14 protein-coding genes are annotated in these 23,134 nt (G+C 51.8%); 9 read left to right on the forward strand and 5 right to left on the reverse strand.

Annotated elements, in window-relative coordinates; translation table 11 throughout:
* Positions 1–119: 119 nt before the first annotated feature.
* A complete protein-coding gene (locus F4Y39_09215; protein MYC13888.1) occupies positions 120–1,628 on the forward strand; it encodes an SLC13/DASS family transporter in 1,509 nt (502 codons plus the stop codon).
* Between the two features lie 13 nt (positions 1,629–1,641).
* On the opposite strand, the gene F4Y39_09220 is transcribed toward F4Y39_09215, so the two are convergent.
* The gene (locus F4Y39_09220) at positions 1,642–3,417 is read right to left on the reverse strand and encodes an ABC transporter ATP-binding protein (protein ID MYC13889.1); all 1,776 of its coding nucleotides are present in this window, start codon (positions 3,415–3,417) and stop codon (positions 1,642–1,644) included.
* A gap of 93 nt (positions 3,418–3,510) precedes the next feature.
* On the opposite strand from F4Y39_09220, the gene F4Y39_09225 reads away from it, so the two are divergent.
* The 7 genes from F4Y39_09225 to F4Y39_09255 all read left to right on the forward strand — a co-directional run bounded on the left by F4Y39_09225 (position 3,511) and on the right by F4Y39_09255 (position 14,890).
* Positions 3,511–4,518, forward strand: coding sequence for an NAD(P)-dependent oxidoreductase (locus tag F4Y39_09225; protein ID MYC13890.1), 1,008 nt, complete (start codon positions 3,511–3,513; stop codon positions 4,516–4,518).
* A 15-nt stretch (positions 4,519–4,533) separates the two neighbouring features.
* Positions 4,534–5,829 (forward strand): hypothetical protein, encoded by a 1,296-nt coding sequence (locus F4Y39_09230; GenBank protein MYC13891.1) that lies wholly within the window; start codon positions 4,534–4,536, stop codon positions 5,827–5,829.
* 232 nt (positions 5,830–6,061) lie between these two features.
* Positions 6,062–7,246 carry a hypothetical protein gene (locus F4Y39_09235; GenBank protein MYC13892.1) on the forward strand — a complete coding sequence of 395 codons (1,185 nt, stop codon included), beginning with the start codon at positions 6,062–6,064 and terminating at the stop codon, positions 7,244–7,246.
* Between the two features lie 170 nt (positions 7,247–7,416).
* Entirely contained in the window at positions 7,417–8,820 is a 1,404-nt protein-coding gene (locus F4Y39_09240; GenBank protein ID MYC13893.1) for an ABC transporter substrate-binding protein, read from the forward strand.
* Between the two features lie 12 nt (positions 8,821–8,832).
* Entirely contained in the window at positions 8,833–9,930 is a 1,098-nt protein-coding gene (locus tag F4Y39_09245; GenBank protein ID MYC13894.1) for an ABC transporter ATP-binding protein, read from the forward strand.
* Positions 9,917–11,602 carry an iron ABC transporter permease gene (locus tag F4Y39_09250; GenBank protein MYC13895.1) on the forward strand — a complete coding sequence of 562 codons (1,686 nt, stop codon included), beginning with the start codon at positions 9,917–9,919 and terminating at the stop codon, positions 11,600–11,602. The genes F4Y39_09245 and F4Y39_09250 overlap by 14 nt, the downstream gene beginning before the upstream one ends.
* 18 nt (positions 11,603–11,620) lie before the next feature.
* Positions 11,621–14,890, forward strand: a complete 3,270-nt coding sequence (locus F4Y39_09255) for a hypothetical protein (GenBank protein MYC13896.1) — start codon at positions 11,621–11,623, stop codon at positions 14,888–14,890.
* A 189-nt stretch (positions 14,891–15,079) separates the two neighbouring features.
* Here F4Y39_09255 and F4Y39_09260 read toward each other — a convergent pair whose 3' ends face one another.
* The 3 genes from F4Y39_09260 to F4Y39_09270 all read right to left on the reverse strand — a co-directional run bounded on the left by F4Y39_09260 (position 15,080) and on the right by F4Y39_09270 (position 18,353).
* Positions 15,080–15,220 carry a DUF5069 domain-containing protein gene (locus F4Y39_09260; GenBank protein MYC13897.1) on the reverse strand — a complete coding sequence of 47 codons (141 nt, stop codon included), beginning with the start codon at positions 15,218–15,220 and terminating at the stop codon, positions 15,080–15,082.
* A gap of 68 nt (positions 15,221–15,288) precedes the next feature.
* Positions 15,289–15,861 (reverse strand): 16S rRNA (guanine(966)-N(2))-methyltransferase RsmD, encoded by a 573-nt coding sequence (gene rsmD / locus F4Y39_09265; GenBank protein ID MYC13898.1) that lies wholly within the window; start codon positions 15,859–15,861, stop codon positions 15,289–15,291.
* Between the two features lie 11 nt (positions 15,862–15,872).
* Complete coding sequence (locus tag F4Y39_09270) at positions 15,873–18,353, reverse strand: tetratricopeptide repeat protein (GenBank protein MYC13899.1); 2,481 nt, start codon at positions 18,351–18,353, stop codon at positions 15,873–15,875.
* Between the two features lie 244 nt (positions 18,354–18,597).
* Here F4Y39_09270 and F4Y39_09275 point away from each other — a divergent pair, with 244 nt between their 5' ends.
* Complete coding sequence (locus F4Y39_09275; protein ID MYC13900.1) at positions 18,598–19,917, forward strand: hypothetical protein; 1,320 nt, start codon at positions 18,598–18,600, stop codon at positions 19,915–19,917.
* A 5-nt stretch (positions 19,918–19,922) separates the two neighbouring features.
* Here F4Y39_09275 and F4Y39_09280 read toward each other — a convergent pair whose 3' ends face one another.
* Positions 19,923–22,943 (reverse strand): glycine--tRNA ligase subunit beta, encoded by a 3,021-nt coding sequence (locus tag F4Y39_09280; protein ID MYC13901.1) that lies wholly within the window; start codon positions 22,941–22,943, stop codon positions 19,923–19,925.
* Between the last annotated feature and the right edge of the window lie 191 nt (positions 22,944–23,134).

The following is a 23,134-nucleotide window of genomic DNA, read 5'->3' on the forward strand; positions in this document are numbered from 1 at the left end:
TTTCCGGGCTGGACAGGTTCCCTAATGGTTTTTTTTTTTTTTGGCTCAAACATTTTTTAAATTTTTGTTTTATAGTATATATTGTTGAATCTCTACAAAGATGTGACCATGGAGAAGATATGCTAAATAAAAAAATAGAACGCTGGGGGCTGTGGCTCGGTCCGATAATTGGGCTGGGAGTTATAGTCTTTGGAGATCTCAAGCCTGGGCATCCGGAGGTGACACATACGGCAGGTGTGGCCTGCTGGATGGCGGTTTGGTGGATGACAGAGGCCGTGCCTTTGGCTGCGACGGCACTGTTGCCCGTGGTGCTGTTTCCCCTGCTGGGTATTATGAGCGGGCAAGAGGTTGCGCCACTTTATTTGAATCATATTATTTTTTTGTTTGTCGGTGGTTTTATGGTGGCATTGGGCATGCAACGCTGGAATTTACACCGGCGAATTGCCCTGCGCTTGCTGCTCCTTTTTGGAGGGTGTCCCCGATGTATCCTGACGGGTTTTATGCTGGTAACGGCGTTTTTGTCCATGTGGATTTCCAATACGGCGACAACGATGATGATGGTGCCTATTGCGCTTGCAATTGTGGTTAGAATGGAAGAGCAGGGTGTGGCATCTGGTTCTTTTGGCACGGCGGTGTTTCTGGGGGTGGCTTATGCGGCTTCAATTGGTGGGAGTGCAACGCTTGTGGGTACGCCGACCAATTTGTCTTTTGTGAGGATTTTATCGATTCATTTTGCAGAAGTTCCCGAGATTTCATTTGCGATGTGGTTTGCTTTTGCTCTGCCTCTGGCATGTGTGATGCTCGTTTGTGCGTGGGGTGCGCTTTGCCTTGTTTTTGGCATTCGCGGTCGCGGCGATGATATTGATCTGAGTGTGGTGCGCGCGCAATATGCCGAGTTGGGGCCGATGTCATTTGCCGAGAAGGTCGTGCTGGCCGATTTTGTATTGTTGGCGCTGTTGTGGTTGTCGAGACGCCCCATTCAAATTGGCGATTGGACGCTGCCGGGCTGGTCTCAGTTTTTCGAATCTGGCGGATTGATAACCGATGGGTCGGTTGCTATGGCAATGGCTCTGATTTTATTTGTCGTGCCCGCGCGGGATGGCGCGAAATCCAGGGTGATGGATTGGCAAACGGCTGGCAATGTGCCCTGGCATATTGTTTTGCTGATTGGCGGTGGATTTGCTCTGGCAAGTGGGTTTAAGGAGTCGGGGTTGTCGCTCTGGTGCGCGCAGCAGTTGGAGGGTATGGGGCGCTTGCATCCTCTGTTTTTGGTCGGTGGTTTGTGTGTGATGATGACTTTTTTGACAGAGTTGACTTCCAATACGGCAACGGCAGAGATGTTTCTTCCGGTTTTAGCGGCGTTATCTGTGGCGGTGGGTCTCAATCCATTGTTGCTGATGATTCCAGCCACGTTGTCGTGTTCTTGTGCGTTTATGTTGCCGGTAGCTACGCCGCCCAATGCAATTGTGTTTGGCACGGATAGAATTTCTATGCGCGATATGGCGCGCGTGGGCGTGGGGTTGAATTTAATAGGGGCTGTGATGATTACTGCTGCGATTGCTGTTGTTGGTCGCGTTGTGCTGGGTATTGAACTTGGGGTGATGCCCGATTGGGCGAAAATTCAATAGGCGGGAGGTAGCGTCAATCCGCGACCTGTGACTCGCGGGTTGCAATGCGCGATAGTATTTCGCCATTGCGCGTGAGGTCTTGCGCCCGTACCATGCGCGCATAGAGTCCATCTCGGTCGATGAGGGAACTGTGGTTGCCCGTTTCGACCACGCGCCCTTCGTCGATTACAGCAATGGTGGGTGACCGGCGCACAGTGGAGAGGCGATGGGCAATGACGAGGGTGGTGCGATTTTGCGTGAGGCGATAAAGGGCTTCTTGAATAAGTGCCTCGGTTTCAACGTCCACAGAAGATGTGGCTTCATCAAGGATGAGGATGGGGGCGTCTTTAAGCAGTGCTCGGGCTATGGAGAGGCGTTGTTTTTCACCGCCGGATAATCGCACGCCTCGTTCTCCAATCACGGTGTCATATCCTTTGGGCAGGTCGCGAATAAAGGCATGGGCATTGGCTGCTTGTGCGGCTTCTCGAACTGTGCGTTCGGTCGCATCTGGACGACCAAAGATCAGATTTTCATATACTGTGCCGTGAAATAAAAAGACGTCTTGAAGGACTGAGGCGATATTTTGGCGCACAAAAGAGAGGGGTAGATCGCGCAGGTCATATCCGCCAATGCGAACCGCGCCTTGTTGGGGGTCATAAAATCGGGGCAAGAGGTTGGCAAGGGTTGATTTGCCCGCGCCCGTGGGTCCGACGAGTGCGAGAATATCTCCTTCATCAATGTACAGGTCAATGTCGTGTAAGACGGGTGTGTTGGGATCATAGCCAAATGTGAGTGCGTCAATGTCGATATCCCATGTGATGGTTTTGGGCACGGTTACACCGGGCGCATCGGTAATTTCCGGACGGATGGCGAGGAGTTGAAAAACGCGTTCTGTGCTGGCGGCGGCTTTTTGCAATACATCGTTAAAAGATGCCAGTTGCAAAAAAGGCTGGTAGATGTGGCCCATATAGACAATGAAGACAAATAGATCAGCTACCGAGATGCTGTCGCTGAGGGCCATGTTGCCACCGCTCCAGATGACGAGTACAATGCCCAGTCCACCTGTGGCTTCAATGATGCCAGCGGGCAGGAGCGAGACTGTGTTGGCTTTGATCAAGCGGTCGTGAAAGGTGGCACTGCGGTGGGTTACCTGGTGGGCGCATTCCCGCTCGCGAGCAAATGATTTGATGACGGCAATGCCCGACATGTTATCCTGTACGAGGGCGGCGAGTTCGGAGAGCCGTTCGCGCACTGCATGCCACATGGCGCGCACTTTGGATACATAGCGATATACGAGAAATGCCATGAGCGGAATGGGCAATATGGCGATGAGGGCGAGTTCCGGGTTGAGGTAAAAGAGCACGGCGATCATGGATATGGGGATAACCGTGGCGAGCGCGGTTTCGGGTATGCCGTGTGCAATAAAGTCTTCGATGGCTTCGATGTCGTTGATGGAGCGAGCCATGAGATTGCCGGTGCGCTGGCGATTGAAAAAGCTATGGGATAGGTTTTGCAGGTGCTTGTACACGCGCGTCATAAGCGCGTGCATCACGCGATAGGCAGTGACGTGGGAAAAGAAGCCATAACCATAACGGGAGACACCGCGAAGCAGGTAAATTCCAAGGAGTAAGAGGCTGACTTCTATGAGGTCCCCTGCGGGTTTTGCTTCGGTGAGCCACTGGATGAGTTTGCGGATGAGCAATGGTGGGATCAGATTGGCCGCTGCAAAGATAAGTCCACAGGCGATGCAGCATGCCATAAAGAGACGGCGACCTTCGAGCAGGTCGTAGATTTGTTTGATAAAGGTCATAAATCTGTTGTGGGTTGAGGTTCGTTGTGGCTGTGACCCAAACCTATTATTTGATGGCGTAGAAGTCAAGAGAATAGAACGGAGAGAAAGACTATGGTGATTAAAACAGAGGAAGAATTGATCGATCAGATGACGACTCCATCGCCCGAAGTGGTCGAGGCTGTGTCAAAGTTAGATGGTCCCGTGATGATTTTGGGTATCGCGGGAAAGATGGGACCGACTTTGGCAGAGTTGCTGCTGCGAGCCGGTGCAGATGAGGTGATTGGCGTGTCGCGGTTTTCCAATCCGCTGGATCGGGATGATCTGGAGGCGCGGGGTATTGCGACGATCAAGTGCGATTTGCTGGACGATGAGGGGCTGGCGCGGTTGCCTCGCGTGCCGTATCTCTATTTGATGGCCGGGCATAAGTTTGGGGCAACGGGCAACGAGCCGTTGACCTGGGCGATGAATGCGGCATTGCCCGCAAAAGTCATGCAACAATTTCCAGATTCGCGTATTGTTTATGTGTCTTCTGGCAATGTTTACGAATTTGCTTCGGTGACGGGTTCGGGTGCTCAGGAGGATGCTGCTGTCGATCCGATTGGCGAATACGCCATGTCCCGGCTGGGCGGTGAACGGCTTGCCGAGTTTTATTGCAAAGAGAATCAAACGCCTCTGGCAATTGTGCGTTTGTTTTACGCGACTGAGTTGCGCTATGGCATCATTTTGGATATCGCCGAGAAGATTAAATCCGAGACGCCTATTGATCTGTCTATGGGCCATGTCAACCAGATATGGCAGGGCGATGCGAATGCGTATTTGGCGCGGATGTTTCCGCTTTGTGCATGTCCTGCACGGGTGGTGAATATGACGGGTAGGGATGTGTTGTCGGTGCGCGATTTGGCGTTGCAGTTGGGCGAATATTTTGGTATTGATCCCGTGTTTGAAGGCGAAGAGCGCGAGACGGCATTGTTGGGCGATGCAGGGGTGCTGTTTGAGGAGATGGGGGCGCCGCGGGTTCCCGTTGAAGAAATTATCTTGTGGGTTGCAAGCTGGGTTATGAGCGATGGACGCACGCTGGGCAAACCGACCAAATACGAGTCGAGGACAGGGGCGTTTTAGAAGGAGGACAGGACCATGATAAAAGCAGGGATTTCAGAGGTGAATATCACGCCGCCAGTGGGGATTTCAATGTGCGGATTTGCCGCGCGCGAAGGGCCATCTGAGGCGATACACGACGAGTTGTACGCCAGGGCACTGGTGCTGGATGACGGCGAAACGCAGGTCGCAATTGTGGGGGCTGATGTGATCAGTTTTGCACCGGATCTGGTCACTCGGATCCGAGAGATAGTTGAGCATTCCGTCGGGATTCCGGGGGGACATATTTTGCTCAATGGGTCTCATTCCCATTCGGGACCCTCTGTGATGGCTTTCCGGTGTATGGGCGACCGCGATGTAGCTTATGAAGATGTGTTGTGCCGCAAGATTGTTGGGGCAATTAAAATGGCGGTCGAAGGATCGATACCCGCATCACTTTCGCAGGGGCGAGCACCCGTGCGTATTGCACATAACCGCAGAGAGATGCGCGACGGACGCATCGTGCTGGGCCATCATCCCAAAGGTCCCGAAGCCCCCTGGGTCGATGTGGTGCGCGTAGATACAGCAGGCGGTGTGCCTGTGGCTGTTGTATTCGCGACTGCGGCGCATCCCGTGAATTTAAATGCGCTGTCGATCAGTGCAGAGTTTCCGGGATATGCCGCGCAGTTTGTGCGGGATAATTTGGCGATGCCTCTGTTTTTGCAGGGTTGTTGTGGGGATATTAACTGTGCGCCAAAGGACGGGAAGTTTGAGGGGTGCGAGTTGTTGGGTACGCGTCTGGGCGCGGCAACTGTGACGGCTGCGTTGTATGCCGAGAGGCTGGAGGGCGATGTGCTGGCGGTGAATAATCGGGTTGTCGAATTGCCTCTTATGGTACCCGATGTCGATGAAGCAGAGCGTGCACTTGCAGATGCCAAAGCGAATTTGCAACGCGTGCGAGAAGATAAAAATATAACGCCCTACCGACGCCGCCAACAATTCGAAGGGATGGTCGGGTGGGCAAAGGATTATGTGCGGGCTGCGAGAAGAGGCGGAAGTCCAACGGAGTCATTTGAGATTCAGACCATACATATTGGCAATTTGGCAGTGGTGGGGTATCCGGGGGAGATGTTTGTCGATTACCAGTTGTTTTTAGATGATGCTTCTCCTTGTGATAAAACGATTGCACTGGGATATACCAATGGGTGTATTGGGTATGTTCCGACTGCCGATGCCTATCCTGTTGGTGGATACGAAGTCGAACAAGCTTTTAAGTATTATGGAACATTAATGATAGGTGCGGAGTGTGAAGATATGATTAAAACGACGACTGTCGAAATGCTGAGAGAGATGTAAAAAGAATCTATATATTGTATAATAAAGCATTTATACCACTTGAAATTGTAGAAAATGCTTGACAAATAGTGCGTATTATCATAGATATATTTTTTGGGAGAGTATTTATTTTTTGTTGGTTCTCTATAAGCACGGGTTATGTGTACACCGAGAGCCACCACATCTCATCAAGCCATATGCCGACAGTACACATGGTACGGGGAGCCATTATCGGTACTGTTGTGGAGTCTCAATGTATCGAAACGTTTTCTATATGGTGCTGCTGGTCGTGCTTTTTCCCCTTTCGGGATACGCGCAATCAGATGTCGATATTGATTTTGACGATAACGGTGTTGTTGATCTGCAAGATCTTTTGGCTCTGACCGAAGCCTTTGGTACAAATGATGCGAAGTATGATTTGCACCCGGATGGCGTGGTTAATTTTAAAGATCTTATCATTTTTGCCAGTGCGTACAATCAGGAAGATACTTCTGACCCCGTCACCGAGGAAGTCGAGGAGCAAGAAGCCTCTGCTCAGGTCGAATTTTTTGAGCTTTTGACGCCGAATAGCCGGCCAAATGATCTGGCGATTGACTCTCGAGGGTATATATGGTTTACAGAGATGGGGGCCAATGCAATTGGCCGATTAGAGCCGCGCACAGATATGATTCGCCGATTTTCTTTGACCACGCCGGGTGCGCAACCACACAGTATTGCTCTCGACAGTCAGGGGCACGTCTGGTTTTCAGAAATTGCCGCCAACCGCATTGGCCTCCTGGATCCCTTCTCCGATGATATTCAGGAGTTCACTGTTCCGACTCCGGGCAGTCGGCCAATGAGTTTGAAATTTGACGACCAATGGAAGCTCTGGTTTATCGAGAGTGGAGCCGATCGCATTGCGCGGCTGGATCCGGTCACCGAGACGATAGAAGAATTTTCAATTGGTGAGGAAGATATCACACTTGGTTCGCTTCAGATAGATGATGGCGGGCGGGTCTGGTTCGTCAATCACGAACAAAGTCAGCTGGGTATGCTCGATCCCGATACTGAAGAGATTACCACCTATTCGCTTCCAGATAGCGGTTTTGCTATTGGGCAAATGGGATTGGATTCAATAGGGAGGATGTGGTTTACGGATACGGATTCGACAAGGCTGGGCATGTTTGATTCTATCACCAGGCAAACGCGTTTTTTCCGGTTTCCCGAAAAGATGGAATCTCCACATGCTTTGCAGGTCGATTCGAATGATCGCGTGTGGATCGGTGGACAATCGTCGGGATGGCTGACCAGTTTTAGTTTGCAAGATACAACGTTTACGCTCTATGAGATTTCCGATGATGATGTTGAGGTCAAAAACTTGCGCATTGATCGCAGAGGTGTTGTCTGGATTGTCGATTCAGAGGGGAATCGAATTGGACGGATTGAAACATCTGATTAATGGTTTATCCCATCGCCAGAGGAAATTTAGATTTTAAGGACGAGCGGGAATCGGTCTGCAAGCAAAGCACTCTAAATATAGAGTGCTTTTTTATTTAAAAAGGCGTTGACACACCGGATAGGGCATACTATATACGGTTTATGCGCTAAAGTTATACAGGGTCAACGGTTATGAAATCTTGCAATACCATTTTTTGTTTTGCTCTTATCGGGTTGCTGGTTTTGCCATGTGATGCTGATCAGTTGGTGTTGATGTCGCCACATTCAGATGAGATCCAAAACGAGTTTGAGTCGGCTTTTGTGGCTTTTTATAAAGAGACCACAGAGCGAGATGTGCGGGTAGAGTGGCTCGATATTGGCGCGGGCACGAGTTCGATTTTGCGTTATATCAAATCGGAATTTGGGCGGTCGCCAGAGGGTATTGGCATCGATATTTTTTTTGGCGGAGGCACCGCGCCTTATGTAGATTTGTCTGAGCGCGGGCTGTGCCAACCCTATCGGTTGTCCGATGCTGCGCTCAATCGATTGCCCGCGCAGATTGGGGGGGTTCCGCTTTACGATTCGGCCTATCAATGGTATGGTGCAACGCTGTCGGGTTTTGGCATTGTGTATAATCGGCGCGTGATTGAAATTTTGAATTTACCCCTCCCCCAAACCTGGGCAGATTTGGGCGCGCCGGAATTGTTTTCGTGGGTTGGTTCGGGCGATCCGCGCAAGAGTGGCAGCGTTCACATGGCTTATGAATTGATTTTGCAGGCTTATGGCTGGGAAAGAGGATGGGAAGTGATTACCACAATGGGGGCCAATGTGCGAAATTTTGGACAAGGTGGCTCTTATGCCCCCAGGGAAGTCGCTGTGGGCGAAGTGGCTTATGGTTTGTCTATTGACTTTTATGCATGGGCACAAGTCGCAGAAGTGGGCGATGAATACGTGGGCTTTGTGATGCCCGATAATTTGACCATTGTCAATCCCGATGGCATCGCCATCTTAAAGGGTGCGCCAAACCTGGAGGTGGCACAGGTATTTTTGGAGTTTGTGATGTCCGATGCGGGGCAGAAGCTCTGGTTTTTGAAAAAGGGCGTGCCGGGCGGTCCTGTCAATAAGCAGTTGAACCGATTTACCGTATTGCCAGATCTGTACACGCGCTATCAAAGTGATGCTGCGGTGACGTTAAATCCCTTTGAATGGCGTTCCGATTTGATATATGATGCTGAACTGGGTAGCGGGCGCTGGCGCGTGTTGAACGATTTGATCGGCGTGATGGTCATTGACTCACAGCGGGCATTGCAAGCTACCTGGAAGGACGCGATGACAGATGGCGTGTCAGAAGAAGAACGCAAGAAGCTGTCATCTGTACCTATTTCTGAGGCTGAAGCACTGAAGTTGGAGCAGTTGTGGGGAGATGCCGAGATGCGCAATCGCACAATGGCTGACTGGACGGATTTTGCGCGCGACAAATACGGTGCTCGCGATGTGCCTTTGTCTGTGCGTATTACCAATGCGATTACTCTGTTTTTCCCCATGGGTATTGCCTGCTGTGTGGTGGCTTATTTGTGGCGTTTGCGCAGGAATTAAAAAGAGTGAGATATGTTCGGAATCAGGCTGGAAAATGTGACCAAGCGTTTTGACAATGTTCTGGCATTGGATCGCATCAATCTGGAAATTGACGCGGGGGAGTTCTTTTTTTTGCTGGGTCCCTCTGGTTGTGGCAAAACCACGTTGTTGCGCATTTTGGCGGGTTTTGAGCAGCCCGAGAGTGGTCGGGTGATTTTTGATGAACGCGATGTGACTCCTGTACCTCCGCACGAGCGCAATACGGGTATGGTGTTTCAGAATTATGCGTTGTGGCCTCACATGACGGTCTGGAAAAATGTGGAATACGGCCTCACCATGCGCAATATGTCGCAGCACGAGCGCGACCAAAAGGTGAGGCGCGCTCTGGAAATGGTTCAGATGAGCGGTTATGCCGAGCGGTCGCCCAATCAGCTTTCGGGGGGGCAGCAACAGCGCGTGGCTCTGGCGCGGGCACTTGTCATAGAACCGGGTGTTGTGCTGCTGGATGAGCCGCTTTCCAATCTGGATGCGCGATTGCGGTTGGAAATGCGCGAGCAGTTACAGGATTTGCAGCGGACTTTGGGTGTTACGATGATTTATGTGACACACGATCAAAAAGAAGCGCTGGCAATGGGTGCGCGCATTGCGGTTATGCAGATGGGCAAGGTGGCGCAAATCGGTACGCCTCGGGATGTTTACAGGCAACCGATCACGCGCTTTGTCGCGGATTTTATTGGCGAGATCAATTTGATTTCTGGGGAGATAAAATCTGTGGGATCCGAGGTGATCGCTGCAACAGATGTGGGGAATATTCGCGGACAGGCGGGATATGAGAGTGTTCAGGTGGGGGATCAGGTGTTGTGCGCGATTCGGCCCGAGGCAATGGATTTTCTTTCGGATGAATCTGGGACGGCGGATAATGTCATTTTTGGGCGCGTGCGGCGTGCGATTTATCTGGGTGAAGTCGAGCAATTTTTTGTTGAATTGGCGAGCGGCGATCAGATCAAACTGATTAAGTACGGCGCGACTGTGCAGCACGCACAACCCGGCGATGAGGTGCGACTGGGGTTTTCGAAGCAGCAGGTGGTTGTGTTGCGCGATGAATCGGAGGACCGCGATGAGGCGGTTTGATCTCAATTTGCCCACGCTCATTTTTCTGGTGGGGTTGATCGGCTTTTTTGCCTTGTTTTTGTTTTATCCCCTGTGGTATGCCTTTGTGCAATCGCTGGTGGTCGATGGCAGGTTTACGTTTGCGTTTTACGAATTGATGGTGAAGAGTCCGGTTTATCAAGAGGCCATTCTCAATAGTTTTCGGCTGGGGATGATTACGACTATTGCGACTACGTTGCTCAGTTTGCCTCTGGCGTTTTTGCTGGTGCGATACAATTTTGCGGGCAAAGGGTTTCTCAATGGTTTGATTCTGGTGCCTATGGTTTTGCCCCCGTTTGTAGGGGCGATAGGCATGAAACAGATGTTTGCACGTTTTGGTTCTATCAATTTGCTGCTTCTGGATTTGGGACTTATCGATCAGCCGGTAGATTGGTTTGGCGGTGGTGGTTTTGTGGGCGTGGTGATTTTAGAGGTGCTGCATCTCTATCCCATTATGTATCTCAATGTGGCCGCTGCGCTTGCCAATGTCGATCCGAGCCTGGAAGAGGCGGCGCGCAATATGGGCAGTAGCGGGTTTCGCCTTTTTCGCACGGTGACATTTCCACTGATGTTGCCGGGCTATTTTGCCGGGGCGATTATTGTTTTTATCTGGGCGTTTACCGATTTGGGGACGCCGCTTATTTTCAATTACCGCCAGGTTGTAGCGGTCGAGATTTTCAATTCTATTGAGGATATTAACGAAAATCCGATGGCTTACGCGCTCGTTGTCTTCGTGTTGCTGTTGACGGTTTTTTTCTTTTATCTGTCAAAGGCGACGCTGGGCAATCGCCGCTATGAGATGATTGCGCGAGGGTATATCAGTTCGGGATCGCGCCCCGCTTCTCGCGGGATGACTGTGTTGATTTACGCCGCGATGTTGTCGCTTACGGGCATTGCTCTGATTCCGCATTTGAGTGTGTTTTTGACGTCTATTGCCGAGCGCTGGTTTATGGCTGTGCTGCCCCAGGAGACGACCGGGCGATTTTATGCGATGGTTTTTGAACACCCGATGTCTCTGTCCAGTATTGAGATGAGTCTGATATTGAGTGTGTTGAGTACGACGCTGGATGTTGTGTTGGGGATTGCTATTGCGTATTTGCTCACGCGCACGCGCATTCCGTATAAGGGCGTTTTAGATGCGGTGGCGATGCTGCCCTTAGCTCTGCCCGGTCTGGTGCTGGCTTTTGGGTATCTGGCGGGGTATTCGGGTACTTTTTTGGATGCGCGGCACTATCCCGTGCCACTGCTGGTTATTGCCTATGCGGTGCGGCGGTTGCCCTATATGGTGCGCGCGGCGTATGCGGGTTTTCAGCAGACGAGTGTGACGCTGGAAGAGGCGGCTCAGAATTTGGGGGCTTCCCGATTGCGCACGCTTTTTCAAATTACATTTCCACTGATTTTAGCCAATCTGGTGGCTGGCGGTATTTTGTGTTTTGCGTTTGCAATGCTCGAGGTGAGCGATAGTTTGATTTTGGCGCTCAAGGACGAATACTATCCCATCACAAAAGCGATTTACGCGCTTATGGGGCGCATTGCAGATGGGGCGTATTTGGCCAGTGCGATGGGTGTTTTTGGTATGGTGTTGCTGATTGTGAGTTTGTTTTTGGCCGGGCGATTTTTAGGCAGGCGCATGGGCGAGTTGTTCCGCGCCTAAAAACGTAGAGGGCTTGTGATGAATTTATGGAGATGGATAATTATTTTTATAAACGTTGTAATTGGGATGGTTAACGTTGCGATGGCACAGAATACACCGTGGCACTACAGTTTTGAGGAAACGACGCTGTCGGCGGCCTATCGGGCAGATGCGGGTAGTCAGGTTTCGCTTTCGGCGAGACGTTATAAGGCGGGGCATCAATCTCTGAAGTGGGCATGGCAGAATAATGGGCGGCTTGTGTTCACGGATCCGGCAACACAACGCAATCGGACGCTGAACGGTTTTCGGGCGTGGGTGTACAACGAGGAGGCGCTCGATGAGGTGCTGGCATTTGGGTTTGGTACGGAATCTGAGTTGTCGGCAAATAATCCGCGTTACCGGTTTGAGTTTGGTTTGAATTTTACGGGCTGGCGAGCGATGTGGATCAATTTGCAAGAGGATGCGCGGAATAATTCTTATACGGGTCCGAGAAATGGGCGTGTGACGGCGTTTGAAATCCGTGCGCCGAATGGTGGAACTGTGTATCTGGATCTGGTGGAATTGGTGGAGAGAATTCATTTCAGGCGATCTCCCGATGCGCAGGTTCCATTTGTCAATGCGAATGGAGCAGATAGGAGCCGCGAATATCGATGGAGTCAAAACAGGTTGCCGGGTCCTCTTCCTTCGCAGATTACTGATGAAGAGAGACAGGCTTTTGAGACGATTGTCCGGCGATATGAGGCGTGGGTTCTGGGCGACGGGGTGAAGGATGATCAGCGGGAGCCTGTGAGGATTCGGCTCAATGAACTTACAGCATACATAAGGCGCGGGCATCGCAATCTCGCAGATTACGAGATTCGGCGGGAAGATGACCGCATTTTGGGAAAGCCTCTGTTTGCAGCCCTTTCACCCTACAGGCCCTATTTTCAGAGTGTTTTTCAAAATGTTTTGTTGCGTCTGGTGCTGGATTATCGGTTGAATGGCAATGAGGAGGCCAAAGATCGCGTGATAGATGTTTTCGATTATCTGCACGATCAGGGTTGGGCAGAAGGCAGTGGTGTTGGCGCGTTGCATCACGAGTTTTTGCGGATTGCGAGCTATGCCCATGCGGTGTATTTGATGCGGGATATTTTGGGTGATACGAATCGACTGGAACGAGAATTGGCGAGTTTGAAATGGTATAGCATGTTTGGCGAGTTGTATGAACAGACCTGGGATCCGGGCACGAATGCAGATTTTTTGCGTTCGGTGGCGATGTATCGGTTGTTGTGCATTTTGATGATGGACGATTCGCCTGAGAAGGTGGCAAATATGCATCGCTATATTGTATGGCTCAATAATGCGCTGGATATTGCGCCGGGGTGGTTGGATACGATTAAGCCGGATTTTGTGGGTTTTCATCACCGGGGCATCTATGCCAATGCGTATGCGCCAAATGCTTTTCACGTGGCTTCCGTTCTGGTGTATTTGTTGCACGATACGCCTTTTGCAGTTGCGGATGATAAGCGCGATAACTTGAAGCAGGCACTGTTAACAGCCAGAGTTATGACGAATACGTATGATATTTCAACGGCCATTAACGGGCGCTTTCCGCTTAATACAACGGTAACGGATGGTCTTTTGCCGGCGTATATGTATGTGGCTTTGAGTTATCCTTCGGTGGATGCGGAATTATCGGGCGCGTTTATGCAGCTTTGGAGACCTCAATCGCAGTTGCTGATAGAAGGTTTGTTTGAACAGGTAGCTTCTCGGATCATGTATTTGCACACGCCGGGTGCGATGCAGATGATGGCGGATTTTGCAAGTGCGGGATACCCACCTATTGCTGTGCCTTCTGGACATTGGACATTGCCTTATGGCGCGTTGTCCATTCATCGGCGTGGAGACTGGATGGTGAGCATGAAGGGATGGAGCAAATACGTGTGGGATTACGAGTCGTCATCTGGCGGAGAAAATCAACTCGGTCGTTATTTGAGCTATGGTTCGATGCTGATTTACGCGAGTGGCGATCCGGTCACGCGTGAGGCGAGTGGGATTGTTCGGGATGGATGGGATTGGAGTATGTGGCCCGGTACGACGGTGATTCGCCTGAGTCATGAGCAGCTCAAACACGAGGGGCGCGATCGCAATTTTTCGGATGAGACTTTTGTGGGTGGGGTGAATATTGAAGGGCAAGACGGTGTGTTCGCGCTGAAGTTGCACGATACGAGATTCAATACGAGTTTTTGGGCGGTTAAGACGGTGTTTTGTTTTGACGATGTGCTTGTTTGCCTGGGGTCTGGTATTAAGAATGATGATGGGGGGCATGCGACGGTGACGCCGCTGTTTCAGGCGGCTATTTCTGAGGATTGGCCTACGGGAGTGAATGGGGAGCGTGTGCGTGCGATTCCTTATGCGTTTTCGGGGACAAAGGGGCAGAGGGCCTGGGTAATGGATTCACGGGGCAATGGGTATGTGATTCCAGATGGGGGCGACTTGCGGGTGCAGCGCCAGGTACAAACTCCTGGAGATTTTGGCAGCGAGGGTGGTACAGGAACTTTTGAACTGGCGTATCTGGATCACGGTCCTATGCCTCAGGGTGCGTCATATCACTATGCCGTGCTGGTTCAGAGGTCGCCGGATAGGGTGCGTGCGTTTGCAAGTGCGCCGGAATACGATGTGTGGCAGCGAGATGGTGAGGCACATATTGTGCATCATCGGGGGATGAAGATGACGGGCTACGCGCTGTTCGATAAGGATGCGAGGCCGACAAATGGAGTTGTTGTGGCTGTGTCTTTGCCGAGTTTGGTTATGACCCGCGAGATAGGTGATGTGGTATTGCTTTCTGTTGCTGATCCGGATTTTGGGTGGAGCTGGGAGATCCAAACACCGCATCGGCAGGATGGTTCGCTAATTGTCAATCAGCCGAGTGAGCCGCGGAAGGTAGAGGTGACAGTGCGCGGGAAATGGCGTCTGGACCAGTCCTATGACCTTGCAGAGATTGTAGAGGAAAGCGAGGATCAGACGATTGTGGCGTTTACATGTCAGGATGGCGAGAGCGTAGAGGTGAAACTGATATCGGGAATAAGTGTGAGTGTTGCAAATCTGGATTTTGATGGGGACGGTGTGATCGGCATAGGGGATTTTTTGCTTTTTGCCAGTAAGTTTGGTCTGTCAGAGGGTGATGCGGGTTTTGAAGCAAAATACGATCTGGATGGCAATGGCATAGTGGGAATCAGCGACTTTCTGATTTTTACACAGGGATTTGGCAAATCGGTGGGTGGAAAACCCGTGGCGCTTAGAAATGGGAGTGGAAGATTGGGGTCGTGACAGTTTGTTGCTTTAATAAAAAAGCCGCCACATTGCGTGGCGGCTTTTTTGTTTTTACTTACTGTGCGACTTGTCCCAGATGGGTTTTACTTTTTCGATGACTTCGGCATCGGTCGGGCTGAATGCGACGATGTTTGTAAATTCTTCAGCTTCAACCCCAAGTTCCTCCAGGAACTTTCTGTCAGCGGGTCACGGATAGACGTAGTCACCGATGCAGCCTCGCAATTTGGCGCGGGCTTTATCCGTAATGCGCGGGAGCCAGGGCATGTCGCCCATGTAAAGCTGACGGCTGCGCGGTCTAAAATCGACGGCGGAACTGAGTTTGTCCATTGATTCCTCCTTCAGGTATAATGGCTTTTACGTGTCATAACATAGTGATTTTGGTGATGGATAGCAAGTCAGAAAGTAAGGGTGTATGTACTCAGAGTTGTGTCGCCGTATTTTTTTTGTCGGGAGAGGGTGACGTTGGGAAGGGATTTGGGTAGCGTTGTACGAGAGGCGTGTTGGACGAGAATGCGGGCGTTGGGCGCGAGTATCGGAGATGTTGCGAGGCGGGTGAGTATGGTGCAGGACATAGGGTGTCCGTCTAATTGTTGGTGATAGGGAGGGTCGAGGTAGATGATGTCGAATAGGGCTTTTGCATGCGCGAGTTGGGGCAGGAGTTTTTGCGCGGGACGCGCGTAAAGATAGATGCGGTCGTTGAGATGCCAATTGTCTATGAGCTGTGCGATAAAGCGGTTGCAGCGGCGGTCGGGTTCATTGATGACTACCTGAGCACCGCGGCTACAGGCTTCGAGGCCGATTTGACCAGAGCAGGAGAAGAGATCGAGGAAATATTTGCCGCAGAGGATTTCGCCCAGGGAAGAGAATACGGCTTTTTTGACAAAGTCGGATGTGACGCGGGCATTGCCGTGCTTTTTGTTGTTAAAGGGGATGCGGCGGCCCTTAAATTCGCCAGCGATGATGCGCATAAGAGTGTGTTTTAATTTCCATACCGGAAGCGCACTTCGCGTTCGACGCTCTTGCCAGTGACCAGGTCGGTTACGATGATTTCGAGTGCGTTGACACCGGGTCTGACTTTGTTGAGCACGATTTCGACGTATTCGCGCTCGTCGGCGTCGCGTCCCGTGAGTTCGTTGGTGATGGCCACCTGAGGTTTGCTGGCTCTAAAGATGGTTCGCAACCCCGTGGCCACTGCGCCAAATACGCCAACGGCGGGCATGGCACTGGAGCGAATGCGGTATTCGGTTTTGTAACGAGTTTGTCCAAAGGTGTCTTTGGTCAGGTTGTAGATTTCAAAGTAGGCATAGACATTTTGCGTTGCGGCATAACTGCGCGTGGGCATGGGAATGATCCACACGTCTTCTTTTAGGAATTTTGTCGCGCCTTCTTCCGCAATGTTCGAGGCCAGTTGAATTTCGCTGACCTGAAGCTCTGGGATCTGGTAGTCTCTGACCTGGAGTTCTTGTCGGTAGAGTCCGGTGCGTCCAGAGATGAGGTCTTTCATTTGTACTTGAAGTTCGTATTTGCCGGGCGGTACCTGTGTCTTGATGATTTCAGGCACAAAAGCACCCTGTTCGGTTGTGCTGGGTACTTGTGCGCCGCGATAGGCGAACTCATCGGTTGTGCGATAGATGGATGTATGACCTTCATTTGCCAGCGCAACGGCCAATTGTACGTGTATGAAACTCGAATCGGCTTCTTGCTCAATTTCGACCTGCTCGGGTGGGATGCCGTAATAAATCTCGAGATTGGTTTGCCCGTCGGGTCCGCGGAAGTGCGCCAGATCATAGTAGAAATTGAGTATGTCGCCGGGAAGTCCAGGGCGATAGAAGTCGGGCGAAGTCGATACGGCTTGCTGATAGATGACTTCGGGTGTGTGTTCGGTCATGCTGGCGATATACGCGATGGCGTCGGGATCTTCGGTTGTGGCTTCGGGCAATGGGGCAAAGTCATAGCGTCCATTGCCCCATTCGTCGGTAAACGTAATCTCTATGCCCCCATTGATCTGAATATAGGTCCAGGTTTCCCAGGGCACGGTATCGATTTCACTGCCAATGGTAACAGGTGAATAGCGGCCAAATTGCAAGCGGGTGTTGAGTTGCCCGGTTTGCTCATCGAGGACGCTTTCGATGGTGCCATCGCGGTCAAATGGATTGCGCTCAAAACCGAGTCTGAAGTCCGCAGCCTCACCGCCTTCGGCCTCGGGGAGTTCGGCCATACTTTCATCGGCAGCTTCGCCGGCTTCTTCGGCCGTAAAATTCTCGTCGGCGATGTCCATAGGATCGTCTTGTTCAAAGAGGGAGCCTGTTTCGCGGCTGGTGCGAATGGGAAAGACGGGACCTGTGAAGGTGAAGAAGGCCGCTTCAGGACCGTAGATGTCAACGGCCATCTGCGTGCGCACCCGCTCTACTTCGGCGGTCTGGACAAAGTTGCGATCATTGGAGCGCGAGCGGTAGTCGGGTTCGCCATATCGAATATAAACAGCACCCCGTTCATCCCAGGGATAGACATTGGACGAATAATAGGTGCGCGCATACCAGGTGCGGCGGTAGTGTTCGATGACGCGCTCGTTGAGTTTGGTGAGGATGTCTGGGTCGCGCCGTGCCCAGAATTGCTCGCGATATGCCTGTTGTTCGGGTCCCGGTGTGGCGGCGTGGTATTCCTGGAGTTCTGTATCTGAGGCAACGTAGGCAATATCGGTGTAGTGTGCGCGTTCACTGCCTTCGATGTTGGCGAGATAGCGCTCGAAGAGTTCGAGAGCTTTTTGCGCCTCGTCGTTGTAAAAATGACTCTGTGCAACAATGGGCAAGAGCGGAACGACGTCGGGATTTGCCGAGAGGTAAGGGGCAATATGTTCGAGAATTTTGTCAAATGCTTTGGCCTGTACACAGGCTAAACCGTAATAATAAAGGCCCTCGGGATTATCGGGCTCGAGTTCGACGTATTTCTGATAATACTTCATGGCCCTGGTGTGGTCTTCTTGAAATCGCTCATAGACTTCGCCGAGCAAGCGATAGGCCGGACCGTAGTTGGGATCGAGTTTGGTGGCGCGCTTGGCTTCGCTAATAGCTCTGCGGAAATTCCAATAAGATTGCATTCCCCGCGTGGGTGCTTCGGCATATGTAAGGCCAAGTCCGACATAGGCTTCGACGAGGCTTTTGTCGAATTTTTTGGCTGTTTTGAAGGCGCCTTCAGCTTCTTTGTATTCTTTCCGTTTGAGATAGATATAACCCAGTTGGGAATACACATGGGCGTCTTCGGGAAAGTTTTTTAAAATGCGTTGGAGGGTCGCCATGGCCTCGTTGATTTCACCAGCTTGAATCTGACGCTGACCCAGGGCAAACAGCGTATTTCGGACGATCTTGTCTTGTTGAGGTACTTCATCTTCTTCTGCAAGAAGAGGCAGTGCAATGCAAGAGGCACAGCAGACAACCATCCAGAACCGCAATCCAATTTTCATGGTGTTCTCCCGATGGAAAAGTCGGAGGACCAGATGTGTTTTAACATTTGTTATTATATTGTAAGGCAATGTCTTTGTCAATAGATTCCAATCGGTTAAACCTCATATGTGAGACTATGTTGATAACGCTTGACCGATGGGTCGGTTCCGCTTTTTGCGATTCGGTACTTTTCCCTTTAAAAAAAGAGTCTTATGTTGAGTCAAAGGGCGAGAATTGGAGCTAAATCATTTTGGAGGCGATTTTATGCGGTATCGCTTTTGTTGGATTGTCGCATTTTGGGGGCTGATTTTTGAAGGTGTTTCCGCAGATGCAATAGGAATTCCATTGGACTTGTCTGCGATACTGGGTTCTGTAACGGTTGAGCAGGAGCAGAGGCAACGCTATAATATACAGCCTCGCATACGCATTGGGGACTTGTCTGCGGCTTTTGATCTGGAGATTTTTTTGGATCATGAGGGGCGTATTCGGGATAGTGGCTGGGATTTTTCGAGTCGCCGAAGAGGGGTGGAGAGTTTGTTGCGAAAAATTCACTACGTGCGCTATGGAGATATCGATGATCGCAATCGGCGGCTGTCTGTGCATGTCGGTGCTTTAGAATGGGTGACATTGGGCACGGGGCTGGTGATGCGCAACTATCGCAATACGCACGGTTCACCGGGGATAAAACGCGCGGGTTTGGACATGAGAATTCGCCATGTTTTCAGGCGTTTGACAGTGCGCGCCCTGATCGGCAATTTGCTGGATTTAGAAGGCGGTGGACCAGTTTTTGGAGGGCGCGTCGAATTTCAACCGGTTTCGTTATTGGATATGGGCGTCACAGCGGTTGTAGATGCGGATCAACTCAGCGGCCTGCCCGATTCAATTCGCGCAGATCTGCCGCGCGATGCGTTTGCAACCGCGAGTGTTGATGTGGGCTATCCGTTTATCGATAGGCGACATCTAAGGGCGAGGCTGTATGCAGGTGCTGGGCGAATTCTGGATGAGGATAGTGGTACGGGTCTCGCTTTGCCCGGTGTGATGGTTGATGCAGGACCGGCGCGATTGCAGGTTGAGTATCGATGGGTGAACGGTCGGTTTCAGGCCGGGCATTTTGACGCGCTCTACGATGTCAATCGCGCGATTGTCGATCCGGGTACGGGGGCTATTACCACGCGCGAGGCCACGTTGCAGTCTGGGTCGATGCAAGGGGTGTTTGGCAGTGCTCTTGTGAGATTTTACGGCATTTTTGTGGCGAGTGGTTCCTATCAACACTTGCGCGGAGATGTCGGCGATGCCCAAATTGTGGAAGGTCGCGCGGGTATGATACCAGAATTTTTGGAACAGATACCCAAACTAAAAAAAGTGACACGGGCAGAGGGGTATTTCGAGAAACGCTTTCGGAATGTCAGCCTGAGAAGCTTGTTCGATGGTACGCCCAATACGCGGTTTGGATATGTGGTCGCGCTGGAACCCGTAAAGAATACGGTGGTGATAATGGAGGCCGAATTTACTTATCTTCCAGATGGTACTGGCGGATTTAGGCGCGAACGGATTTTGAATATTCAGACAAAGATACAGCTTTAAGTTGTTTAGAATCCCTCAAACTGGCTCAGGTCTGCAATACCGTCGGGCAGGGCGGCGATGTGCTGGGCGAGGGCGAGGCGCGATTGCTTGAGGTCGGGATCATCGACCATGATGAGCACGTCTTCGAAGAAGCGGTTGATGGGGTCGCGCAATTCGGTCATGACCTGGATCAGGGCGGTGAGTTTGTCGTCGGCTGTGTCCATTGTTTTACGCGCGGCGAGATAGGCTTTGTGCAGTGCATTGGAAGCTTCTTCGGGGTCGCGGTCGGGATTGAGGTCGTAGTTTTCCGAGAGGTCGCGCACAATGCGTTTGCACCGCGCATGGGCGTGCAGGATATCGAGCCATTGATCGGAATGGATTTGCGCGGTAAATGCCCGGGCAATCCGCTGGATTTGATAGGGGTCGTCCAGGTTCGCCGCAATCGCAGCGGAAATCGCGTCGTGGCGCAGGCCTTCATCTCGAAGAACGACTTCGAGGCGGCGGATGATGTAGTCAAAGGCTTCGTCAATGGCTTCTCGTTTGACCACAACGGGCAGGTGAACGGCGGCTTTATTGAGGCCCTGGCGAAGTGAAAAATGCATTTTATAACCGAGGAGATTTGAAAGCAGTCCCAGGGTATCGCGTCTGAGACCATAGGGGTCGGCATTTGAGCGGGGTTTGATGCCCACGCCAAAAAGACCGGCGAGGCTGTCGAGACGGTCGGCAATTGAGACGGCGAGGCCAGGTTGTGTTTGGGGCAGGGCGTCGCCCGGGAAGCGCGGGTGGTAATGGTCTTCAATGGCGCGCGCAACGGCTTTCGTTTCGCCTGAAGACAGGGCGTAATAGCGGCCCATGATGCCTTGCAGGGAGGTCATTTCGACGACCATGCTGGTCGCCAGGTCGGCTTTGCACAATACGGCTGCGCGCAGAGCCGCTTTTTTATTTTCTCCACGAAGTTCAAGCGCATCAGATAAGTCGTTGACGAGTTTTTCAACGCGGCGGGTTTTGTCGCGCATGGAGCCGAGTTTTTCTTGAAAGGTGAGGGTGTCGAGGCGCGTGAGAAAGTCGCCGAGTTTTTTGGTTGTGTCGTCTTCGTAAAAAAATCTGGCGTCGGCATATCGGGCGCGTATGACGTTTTCATTGCCTTTGACGACGAGGTCGGGGTCGTCGGGTATTCCGTTGCACACGGTGATGAAACTGGGTTTGAGGTTGCCTTTTTCGTCGAGTACCGGGAAGTATCGCTGGTGTTTTTTCATGACGGCGATGAGCATTTCACGGGGTAGGGAAAGGCGCGCGCTTTCAAAGGTGCCACAAAGCGCGTGCGGGGCTTCGACGAGGTCGGTGACTTCGTCGAGGAGGTCGGGATCTTCGGGCACGTTGCCGTCTATTTTTTTGGCGAGTGTTTCAACTTGTTTTTTAATGGTTTCCCGTCGTTTGTCGCGGTTGACTGCGATGCCGTGTTTTTGCATTTGCGCGCGATAGTCAGTAGCAGAAGCGATTTCGATTTTTGGCGAGGCATTGGGGCGCAGCCCGCGGCTCGTGCGTCCTGCTGTTGTGCGCGCATAAGTGAATGGGATGATTTGAGTGCCAAAGAGGGCGACAATCCAGCGGAGGGGACGCGGATATGCGATGCCTTCGGAATTCCAGCGCATGGTTTTGCCAAAGCTGAGTTTGGCGATGAGTTCGGGCAGCAGTTCAGAGAGGATTTCCTGGGTTTTGCGCCCGTAAATGGTGATGCCCGCCCAGACGTAGTCGTCGCGCTGTTCCACGTCTGATGGATCAATGCCCTGTCCGCGGGCGAATCCCTGAAGTGCTCGGGTGGGGTTGCCGTCATTGTCATAGGCGATGCGGATGGCCGGTCCGCGCGCTTGTCTGATTTCATCGGGTTGCCGTCCCTGTAAATTTTTGACGATGGCATATTGCCTGCGCGGCGTGGCGCTGACTTCGATGCTGTCGTACGAGAGCTTTATTTCGTCGAGGTGTTCGGGCAGCAATTTTTCGAGTTGTGCTATGGCGCTGACCACATCGGCAGGTGGCAGTTCTTCAGAGCCGATTTCGAGCAGGAGATCGGCGGTATCTACTTCGGGCAGGTCGTCGGCTTTGGATACCAGTGGGGGTTCGTCCTTTGATGGTTCTACAAGGGGATGTCCCTGGTCTGCGCGCTGTTTGAGATATGCTTCGGCTATTTGGCGCGAGAGGTCGCGCATTTGGGCGAAGAAACGGGCGCGTTCGGTTACGCCAATTGCGCCGCGCGTGTCGAGTAGATTAAAGGTGTGCGAGCAGCGGATGACGTAGTCGTGTGCGGGAATGACGAGGTCGCGGTCGAGGGCTGCCTGGGCTTCGGCTAAAAAGATGTCGTACATGGATTTGAGGCGGTTGACGTCGGCCCAGTAGAATTCGTAGTTGCAGTATTCTATTTCTTGTTTTTTGAGGATGTCGCCATACGTCACGGTGTCGTTCCACTGTAGTTTCCAGACTTCATCCACGCCTTGAAGGTACATGGCAATGCGTTCGAGTCCGTAGGTGATTTCAACGGCTACGGGATCAAGTTGCATGCCGCCAGCTTGCTGGAAATAGGTAAATTGCGTGATTTCCATGCCGTCTAACCACACTTCCCATCCCAGGCCCCAGGCCCCCAGAGCGGGGGATTCCCAGTTGTCTTCGACAAAGCGGATGTCGTGTGCTTTGCAATCGAGACCCAGTGCTTCGAGACTTTTGAGATACAGTTCCTGTGGGTTGCCGGGGTCGGGTTTGAGGATGACCTGATACTGGGTGTGCATTTGCATGCGGTTGGGGTTTTCGCCAAAGCGCCCGTCGTCGGGACGGTAGGAGGGTTCAACATAGGCTACGTTCCACGGTTCGGGTCCGAGGACGCGCAGAACCGTGGCTGCGTTCATGGTGCCTGCGCCCACTTTTTCGCTGTAGGGTTGCCATATTATGCAGCCGTTGTCGGCCCAGAAGCGCTCGAGGCGCATGATCAGGTCTTGAAAATTCAGGTGGTTGCTCACAGTTGGTTCCTCAATTGGTGGATCGCGATCAGCGGTCAAAGGTCAAATGATACTCTGATTTTGGGTTTGTGTCAACTTGTGGTCGGTTTTTACGCGTTTTTTCTTCTTGCAAAAGCCGTTTTTCTCGCCTATATTTTGGGACAAATGACGACTGGCAAAATAAATAGATTGAATACAAACGCTCCCTCATAAGGGGGCGTTTTTTTTTACGCGGAGGGTAAGATATGGAT

The organism is Gemmatimonadota bacterium, from assembly GCA_009838845.1.
Classification (GTDB): Bacteria; Latescibacterota; UBA2968; order UBA2968; family UBA2968; genus VXRD01.